A 3560-nucleotide genomic window follows, 5' to 3' on the forward strand; every position below is an offset into this window, starting at 1 on the left:
AGCCCCCAAGGTCACCCGCCTTTACATCATCGAAATCCCTTAAAGCCCGAATGCGGTGCAAAGTAATTCCTTCAAAAGTGAAGTTTTCAGTTGTTAATTCATATTTTTTTGCAGAGATAACGGGGGTGTTTTTTACTGTAGATTTCATTTTTAAATCCTTACGGTTTATAACGTTTTCAATTGACACTCTAAACAAGCGCCGGGCGTTGAAAACACGGCCGTAAGTCCGTTGTATGCTTTTCCCTCGAAAGGGTCTTGTATGGCATAACCACACCCGACAGAATCTTAATATACTAACAAGAGCATAAAAGACAGTCAGTTTTTTTATAACAGGAATTAGGTTTATCGAACCCATTCGCTTACGGTTAAGTGTTTTCATCACTTGATTATTTATATACCAAAATACGTATTTATTGTCAATTATATTTTGCTGTTTTTTGTATTTTTTTATGATTATTTTTTATCATATTGTGTATAAATATGCATCATATGCCTATCAATATTTTCTGTTTTATTGACTCTATTCGACTCTATATTACGCAATGGCGTTATTTTCTCTTTTAAACTTCATAATAACTAAAAATGCTGCTTATGATGCGTATTTTTAACTTTATAAAGCATGATTATTTTTATTGAATGCCTTGTGAATATTTTTTGTGAATTTTGTTATCATTTATGAGACGGTTTGTAATTTAAACAGCTTTAATAGAGATCGCATCTTCATAACCAACGCTTTTGATTCAAATCTATTGTTTTGATTCATTTTTTATAAGCACCGCATCATGTTCATATAACAAAGGATAATAAGATAATACGGTTTTTATCTGTTATAAGAAGATCTAAAGATACCTATTGAATTCTTATATCCTTATCAAAATACTTTTTTATGGGCTTTTGTCTCTTGTCAGTTATTAGCAGTCATTTTACCCCTCATTTTAAAAAAAACTTTTAGATAAAAGTAAAAAACATTATATTTCAATATGTTAGTGTGTTTTTAGAAATAATCAATGCTAATAAGATGATTTATATAGACAATTAATGAAATAAATTGATTAAAACCTGTCAGTATCTGTCAAAAAATTTAACTGACAGCTGTTATGATTTTAATGAGTGTTTAAACCCAATGTTTTATGAGAGGGCATATGGCTCTTTAAAGCCTTTCAAAAGACAAGAGATGGTTATGAGAAATGCTATCAAAACTTTTATAGCTTATTAGTTTTGAGGGTGTTATAACGTAAAGATAAAAACATTCATTCTTCTCTTTAAAGAGAGCTTTTGAAAGATATGATGCTATCATTTGAGATTGCGATATAATCTTTTAAAGGCAATATGAGAGTGTCTAAAAGTGCAAAGCCTCTCTTTTTAGAAGATCGCATGGTAAATCATTCCTTTTAAGATTGTACATAATCAACTTAACAAGAGAGTATAGATATAAACTCTACACCCCTTGTAAGATGTGCATACCCATCATGTGAAATGTGAGTATGCTTTATAAGTCTACTCAGTTTCTCTTAATTCCAATTTTGGGAGGTTTTTAACAATCTTCATAGTTTCTAAACTTACCGTAATAACCCTTTGGAACAATTCCAATGGATAAGCAGGGTTGCCAATGGTCTCAACCGCATAGCAATTGGCATCATTAACAATGCCACTCTTTTTATCAGTCTTTACGCATTGCCGACCCATAACCCATTCAAGAGCAGGTTTACCATTCACGATATATTCATAAGCTTCCTTAGGGATATCTGTTATTGTGATATTACGATTGTAAATAACAGTAGATTTATCCTTTTCCTTACCATTCCCAGCAAATTTCATTTCTGTAACGTAATAAAACTTTTCAGGGTTAGGAATGTCTGTAAGTTTAGGGTCACCTTTTTTAAAGGTCACGGGATAAAGCTCTACGCTTTCATAATTGACGTGTAAATTTCCTAATTCACGCCCTGCTGTAACAAACATCCAAAAATCTTCAGCACTCTTTACGCAAGGGATGCGAGGCAATTCTTTAGAGAGGTTATCAGCATAGCGCGTACGGTAATCTTCTGAATGTAAAAGACCGTAAACATAATAGAATAGATCATCTTTCGTTATGGTTTCATTAGGATAAGCAGCTTTAAAATGTGCTAATCCCTCATCAGTGATGGCATCACGGCGTTGTAAACCAGAGGTTTTGATTTCTTCTGTAGAATTTGTAAATAAATGAGATTGGTCAGCATTTTTATCTTTTGAAGCTTCAGTATCTTTGTAAATATAGCGTGGAAAACATTGACTAGTATCTAGTGCATGAAAATTAGGTAAATCCTTAGTCATAAGTACAGAAAAGCCAGCCATTGCTCCTATGCCTGTAATTTGTATTACCCTATTATCAACTGCTTTCTCCATAGGGAATATACATGGCATTTGAGAAACTCTATCGTTAAAGATGCGATTATAATAAAGCCACTGTTGAGTAAAAGGACGGTACAAACTTTTTGTGAGACATGCTTCTTCAAATTCAAAAACCTTTCCTCTTATTACTTCTTGCTTAACATTATAGCTCCAACTGATTTTTTTAGCATCTGAATTTACAAAATTATCTATAACATTGTTGCGTGTTTTACGGTCAGCATGTAGATAGGACTCATTAAAACGTTCTACTTCGCTATTATAGAAAGCAATCATATTATTCATATTTTTCGCTAAAATCTTACGACTTGAATTATATGTCCATGCATCGCGATTGGTCTTAAGACCACAAGAGTAATCCTCAAAGAGCTTTTTATTTTGCTTCTTTTTATCACCTATAGCTAAAAATGTTTCAAAACTATCATCACGTTGACTGAGCCAATCACCATGTTTGTCTGGTGTAATGATTTGCCAGCTTGATTTATCCGTAATACCATCAACACTACTGAGGTATTCAAGAGCCACGAGCTTTTCTTTTGTCGTAAGATTATTACCAATATCATGGTAGTAAATTTTACAATCTCCAGAAACATTAGGATTTTTGATAAATAATGTCACAGCAATACCAGTCATACTACCACTACCAAAAATATTTTGTCCTTCTTGAGCCTTCCCATTGCTTAACATATTTTTACGAATATCCCCCCGTAAATTAAGTACATAAATACTCGTAAATTCTTTGGCTAAAGATTTGCGTAAACCGTCCATAGAATATCCACTGATAAAACCCGCATTTGTGACAAAACCAATAACACCTTGATCTTTTATACGGTCACTAGCCCAGCGAATAGCACGAATATAACTATCATATAGTGCTTGCATAAGATTTGCTTTTGATTGAGCAGCATACGTTTCATTGATGCGTTTATCTAATAGCGGATAAGCGGTGTTCTTTGCATTGTCATTAGCGCTTTTTTGCCCTGTTGAATAAGGAGGGTTACCAAAGATCACTTCAATATTGAGTTTTTTCTGATGTTCTAGATACTCACTGTTTTCTTCTAGTAACCCTTTCATCAGATCTTGCTTTTCAACCCTCTGAAACGTATCGGTTAATCCAATATGCTTAAAGGGAATATAATCTCCTTTCATAAGACCATGATAGGTTGCTTCAATAT

General features: G+C 33.2%; 1 protein-coding gene. It reads right to left on the reverse strand.

Features of this window, described 5'->3' with window-relative positions; all coding sequences use genetic code 11:
* Positions 1-1497: 1497 nt before the first annotated feature.
* On the reverse strand, positions 1498-3560 hold a 2063-nt coding region (locus J7R12_RS08430; protein WP_306415666.1), incomplete at its 5' end, for a type ISP restriction/modification enzyme.

The organism is Bartonella vinsonii subsp. vinsonii (genome assembly GCF_902825235.1).
Lineage (GTDB): Bacteria > Pseudomonadota > Alphaproteobacteria > Rhizobiales > Rhizobiaceae > Bartonella > Bartonella vinsonii.